The 6,407-nt window shown below is 41.5% G+C and carries 5 protein-coding genes; all 5 read left to right on the top strand.

The window, feature by feature from the left end:
* Positions 1 to 96 precede the first annotated feature (96 nt).
* The gene (gene dnaG, locus OCV72_RS01150) at positions 97 to 1,875 is read left to right on the top strand and encodes a DNA primase (protein WP_055281245.1); all 1,779 of its coding nucleotides are present in this window, start codon (positions 97 to 99) and stop codon (positions 1,873 to 1,875) included.
* Between the two features lie 39 nt (positions 1,876 to 1,914).
* Entirely contained in the window at positions 1,915 to 3,024 is a 1,110-nt protein-coding gene (rpoD, locus tag OCV72_RS01155; RefSeq protein ID WP_055281247.1) for an RNA polymerase sigma factor RpoD, read from the top strand.
* A gap of 14 nt (positions 3,025 to 3,038) precedes the next feature.
* Positions 3,039 to 3,734: a tRNA (adenine(22)-N(1))-methyltransferase gene (locus tag OCV72_RS01160; RefSeq protein ID WP_055281249.1), complete on the top strand. Its 696-nt coding sequence runs from the start codon at positions 3,039 to 3,041 to the stop codon at positions 3,732 to 3,734.
* A gap of 19 nt (positions 3,735 to 3,753) precedes the next feature.
* The gene (locus OCV72_RS01165) at positions 3,754 to 4,548 is read left to right on the top strand and encodes a Nif3-like dinuclear metal center hexameric protein (protein WP_055281251.1); all 795 of its coding nucleotides are present in this window, start codon (positions 3,754 to 3,756) and stop codon (positions 4,546 to 4,548) included.
* Between the two features lie 87 nt (positions 4,549 to 4,635).
* Positions 4,636 to 6,303: a nucleoside kinase gene (locus OCV72_RS01170; protein WP_055281253.1), complete on the top strand. Its 1,668-nt coding sequence runs from the start codon at positions 4,636 to 4,638 to the stop codon at positions 6,301 to 6,303.
* Positions 6,304 to 6,407: the final 104 nt, after the last annotated feature.

Below are 6,407 nucleotides of genomic sequence, written 5' to 3' on the forward strand. Positions count from 1 at the left end.
TTTTTTCTGATTAACGATAAGGAATTTTAATAAAAAAGAGAAAAATTAAAGGAAATCAAAAAGTTTTGTCGAATAATAATAATGAGGAGATTCAAAATGTATTATTCTGATGAGATTATCGAAGAAGTAAGATCAAGAAATGATATTGTAGATGTAATATCTACTTATGTAAAACTGCAGAAAAAAGGCAGCTCATATTTTGGCCTGTGTCCGTTTCACAATGAAAAGTCTCCGTCTTTTTCTGTCAGCAGGCAGAAGCAGATGTATTATTGTTTTGGATGCGGTGCCGGAGGAAATGTATTTACATTTTTGATGGAGTATGAGAATTATACATTTGTTGAGGCGCTGAAATATCTGGCAGACAGAGCAGGGGTAGAACTTCCGGAGGAAGAATACTCGAAAGAGGCTAAAGAACGTGCGGATACAAGGGCAATTCTTTTGGAAATCAACAAAGCTGCAGCGCAATATTATTACGTGCAGCTTAAGAGCAGTCAAGGAGCCGTAGGACTTGGATATTTTAAGAAAAGACAGCTCAGTGACGAGACGATCAAGGCATTTGGTCTGGGTTATTCGAATAAGTACAGTGATGATCTGTACCGTTACTTGAAGTCGAAAGGATATAAGGATGACATGATTGCCAAAGCAGGACTGATCAGTATTGATGAAAAGAATGGTGTGTATGATAAGTTCTGGAACCGTGTGATGTTTCCGATTATGGATGTCAATAGCAGGGTAATCGGATTTGGTGGTCGTGTGATGGGAGATGCAAAACCAAAATATCTGAATTCACCGGAAACAATGGTTTTTGATAAGAGCCGGAATTTGTATGGATTGAACAGGGCAAGACGTACCAAGAAGCCATATTTCCTTTTGTGTGAAGGATATATGGATGTGATTTCACTTCACCAGGCAGGGTTCACCAATGCTGTTGCGTCATTGGGAACTGCGCTGACACCGGGACATGCTGCACTGATCCGCAGATATGTACAGGAAGTGTATCTGACTTATGACAGTGACGGAGCCGGTACAAGGGCAGCATTAAGAGCCATGCCGATTTTACGAGATGCAGGGATTACTGCTAAGATCATAAGGATGGAACCGTATAAAGATCCGGATGAATTTATTAAGAATTTGGGAGCAGAGAAATTCGAAGAACGGATTGCAAGTGCGAGAAATGTATTTATGTACAGTCTGGAAGTGCTGGAGAAGGAGTATGATATGAATTCGCCAGAAGGAAAGACGGAGTTTATGAAAGAAACGGCGAGAAGGCTGACACAGTTTGAAGAAGAGATTGAACGCAATAACTACATAGAAGCAGTGGCGAAAGCCTATCATGTCGGATTTGAAGATCTCAGGAAACTGGTTGGAAAGATGGCGGTACAGGCAGGACTTGCAAAACCGGTTGAAAGACCCAGGGAGATACAGAATAACAGGAAGAATAAAAAAGAAGATGGAATTCTGGTGTCTCAGAAAATACTGCTCACATGGCTGATTGAAAGTGAAGATATCTTTCGACAGATTGAAAAGTATATTACACCGGAAGATTTTTCGGAAGGGCTTTTCCGGCAAGTGGCAGAACTTTTGTATGAACAATATGAAAAGCATGAGGTTAATCCGGCTCAGATCATGAATCACTTTACAGATGAAGAGGAACATCGGCAAGTGGCAGGTCTGTTCCATACGAAGATCAAAGAACTGACAACTGTGAAAGAACAGGAAAAGGCATTGCAGGAGACAATTCTACGGGTCAAAGATCACAGTATTGAAGAAGCGACGAAGAATCTGGATCCTACAGACATTCAGGGACTGCAGCGCCTGATGAATGAAAAAAGAAAAATGCAGGATCTGCGGACACTGCATATTTCCATTAATTAAGGATAAAATATAAACAAGCAATGAGAGGATGGACACTACATGGACGAAAATATCGTAAAATTCCAGGAAAAGTTAAGAGAACTTGTATCACTTGGAAAGAAGAAAAAAGGAATCCTGGAGATTCAGGAAATCAATGATTTTTTCTCTGATATGGAACTTGATTCTGATCAGATGGAAAAAGTATTCGATTACCTGGAAGCAAATAATGTTGATGTGCTCAGAATCAGTAATGATGACGATGATATACCGGATGATATTGTGATGTCAGACGAAGATGATATTGATGTGGAGAAAATCGACCTTTCGGTGCCGGATGGAATCAGCATTGAAGATCCGGTCCGTATGTACCTGAAAGAGATTGGTAAAGTACCGCTTCTGTCGGCAGATGAAGAAGTAGAACTTGCCAAGAGAATGGCAGAGGGCGATGAAGAAGCAAAGAAAAGACTGGCAGAAGCGAATTTGCGTCTGGTTGTAAGTATTGCAAAGCGTTATGTTGGACGTGGTATGTTATTCCTGGATCTGATTCAGGAGGGAAACCTGGGTCTGATTAAAGCAGTAGAAAAATTTGATTATCACAAAGGTTTTAAATTCAGTACTTATGCTACGTGGTGGATCAGACAGGCCATTACGAGAGCAATCGCAGATCAGGCAAGAACAATCCGTATTCCGGTTCATATGGTAGAGACGATCAATAAATTGATTCGTGTATCCAGACAGTTGTTGCAGGAATTAGGACGTGAACCTACGCCGGAAGAGATTGCGGCAGAATTAGATATGCCGGTAGAAAGAGTAAGAGAGATTTTAAAAATTTCACAGGAACCGGTATCATTGGAGACTCCGATCGGTGAAGAAGAAGACAGTCATCTCGGAGACTTTATTCAGGATGATAACGTGCCGGTACCGGCAGAAGCGGCAGCTCAGACACTTTTGAAAGAGCAGTTGGATGAAGTTCTAGATACTCTGACTGAGAGGGAACAGAAAGTATTGAGATTAAGATTCGGTATGAACGATGGACGTGCACGTACACTGGAGGAAGTAGGAAAAGAATTCGATGTTACCCGTGAACGTATCCGTCAGATTGAGGCAAAAGCACTTCGCAAGCTGCGTCATCCAAGCCGGAGCAGAAAATTAAGAGATTATTTAGATTAAGAAAAGAGGCGCCTATGGAACTATCAAAGAGACTGCAGGCAGTTGCAGATCTGGTGACAGAGGGCGCTTCTGTTGCAGATATCGGTACAGATCACGGCTATATTCCTATTTACCTGATAGAACATCATATAGCGGAGAAAGTGATCGCACTGGATATCAACAGAGGTCCCTTGGAGAGAGCCAGAATGCATATAGTCGGCCATGGACTGAAAGAAAAGATAGAAACCAGACTTTCGGACGGATTGGAAAAAGTCCTTCCGGGAGAAGTGGATACGATGATTGCTGCCGGCATGGGCGGCGGTCTGGTGATAAAAATCCTGATGGAAGGAAGAACGGTAGCAGATGCGCTGGATACAATGATCCTGCAGCCACAGTCGGAGATTGGAAAAGTCAGACGATTTTTGAATGAACATCGGCTTCAGATCATAGAGGAGAATATGGTAGAAGAAGATGGGAAATTTTATCCGATGATGAAAGTCATACATGGAGAAAAAGAAGAGTATACTGTATGTGAATATACATATGGAAAATGTCTGCTGAAGCAGCGGCATCCGGTACTCAAGAAATATCTGGACAGGGAGATGGCAATTAAGGAGCATGTATTCGGGCAGCTTTTTAAACATCAGAACAGTGAAAGTGCTGCCAGAAGAATGGAAGAACTGAAAAAGGAGATCATACTGACGCAAGAGGCATTGAAGTATTACGAGTAGAAGAAAGGGAGTATGTAAGATGTTGTGTAGAGATGTAATGAATGTAATTGAAAAAGAATATCCGCTGAATTACGCACTTTCATGGGATAATGTCGGACTTCTGGTGGGGAGAGACGATAAAGAAGTGAAAAAGATATATATCGCACTGGATGCAACAGATGAAGTAATAGATGAAGCGGTTAAGAATGGTGCAGATATGCTGATTACACATCATCCGATGATCTTTTCACCGATCAAGAAAATTCATAATCTTGATTTTGTAGGAGGTCGTATTCTTAAACTGATTCAGAACGACATTTCTTATTATGCAATGCATACGAATTATGATGTACTGGGAATGGCGGAACTTTCCGGAGACAAGATGAATATGAAAGACGCTGAGATACTGGAAGTGACGGCAGAAGGTGATATCGGGGAAGAAGATGAGCCGGAAGGGATCGGCAGAGTATCAGATCTTGAGATTCCTATGACGCTCAGAGAGTGCTGTGAGGATGTAAAAGATGCATTTCATCTGGGAACAGTAAAGGTGTTCGGTAATTTGGAAGACAAAGTGAAGCGTATTGCAATCTGTCCGGGTTCCGGGAAAAGTGTGATCCAGGCAGCCCTGGATAAACATGCAGATGTACTGATTACCGGAGATATCGGTCATCATGAAGGAATTGATGCAGTGGCACAGGGGCTGGCAATCATAGATGGCGGTCATTATGGAATCGAGCACATTTTTATTGAAGATATGAGACAGTATCTGGAAAAGAATCTGAAAGATGTGGAAGTTATTGCGGCTCCGATCATTCATCCGTTTCTGCTTGTGTAAAGATGAGAAAGTCTGTGAGCCAGAGGCAAAATGAGATGAGGAAGTTATGAAACGGCCAAAGTAAAAGTGTGAAAATGAGGTGTGTCTATGAATGATATTTTATATACGGTCCATGTAGATGGAACAGACAAAAAATTCAAAAAAGGAACGACATATCAGGAGATAGCCAGAACATATCAGCAGGAATATCAGCATGATATTGTGCTGGTATTTGTGGATGGACGACTTCAGGAATTGTTCAAGACACTGGAAACTGATTGTGAGTTGAAATTTGTGACGACTGCGGATCCGCTGGGTTATAAAAGTTACCGGAGAAGTATGAGCCTGATGCTCGTGAAAGCAATTTATGATGTGGAAGAACATAAGAATATCGATAAAGTCAGAATTCATTATTCTGTAAGTAAGGGTTATTATTGCACGATAGAAGGAAATATTGATCTTACACAGGAATTTCTTGATCGTGTAGAAAGCCGTATGAGAGCTATGGTGGAAATGGATCTTCCTATCAGAAAAAAAAGCGTGCATACAGATGATGCAATTGCAATGTTCGGACAGCATGGCATGCACGATAAAGAACGGCTGTTCCATTACCGGAGAGTGTCTCGGGTGAACATTTACAGTTTGAATGAATTTGAAGATTATTATTATGGATATATGGTACCGAGTGCCGGATATCTGAAATATTTTAAATTGTACCTGTACGATGAGGGATTTGTGATTCAGATGCCGGTGATGAATGAGCCGGAAGCAGTACCTCCGTTCGAACCGCAGAATCACTTGTTCCGTGTGCTGCAGGAATCAACCAAGTGGGGAGATATTCAGGGTATCGAAACAGTTGGAGACCTGAACGACAAGATTACAAAAAGTGATGTGAACGAATTGGTATTGGTGCAGGAAGCACTTCAGGAAGAAAAAATTGCACAGATCGCTGAACAGATCAAAGAGCGTTCGGATGTCCGCTTTGTATTGATTGCAGGACCATCGTCTTCGAGTAAGACTACTTTTTCACATCGACTGTCTGTGCAGCTGCGGGCGAATGGATTGTGTCCGTATCCGATTGCTGTGGACAATTATTTTAAAGAACGCGAAGAGACACCAAGAGATGAGAATGGAGAATTTGATTTTGAAGGACTTGGTGCGGTTGATGTGGAATTATTCAATCTTCAGCTTCAGGAACTCCTGGAGGGAAAAGAAGTCGTAATACCGGAGTTTAACTTTGTAACCGGTCATAAGGAATACAAAAGAAGGCCAAAGAAATTAAAAGAAAACGAAGTGCTGGTAATTGAGGGAATTCATTGCCTGAATCCGGAACTGACCAGAAAGCTTCCGGATGAAAATAAGTTTAAAATTTATATCAGTGCACTTACACAGCTGAATATTGATGAGCATAACCGTATCCCGACAACAGATGGACGTCTGATCCGCAGAATTGTACGCGATGCAAGAACCAGAGGTACATCAGCAAAGGAGACGATCCGTATGTGGCCGGCGGTGAGAAAAGGAGAAGAGAGGAATATTTTTCCTTATCAGGAAGAGGCAGATGTGATGTTTAATTCAGCATTGATCTATGAACTTGCAGTATTGAAACCATACGTAGAAGCTCAACTCTTTGGAATTGAACGAGACTGTCCGGAATATTTGGAAGCAAAACGTTTATTGAAATTCCTAGATTATTTTGTTGGAATCGGAAGTGAGAATGTACCGGCGAATTCATTACTTAGAGAGTTTATAGGGGGCGGGTGTTTTCACGTGTGATTTTTGGGGATTTAATTCATTAACTGGGAAGCGGCCTCTCAGTCCTTGAAGGAAACAATAGATAAGGCTTCTTGTTCAGGTTCCATACCATAAGAAACACTAAG

This window comes from Dorea amylophila (assembly GCF_025567265.1).
Taxonomy (GTDB): Bacteria; Bacillota; Clostridia; order Lachnospirales; family Lachnospiraceae; genus Dorea_A; species Dorea_A amylophila.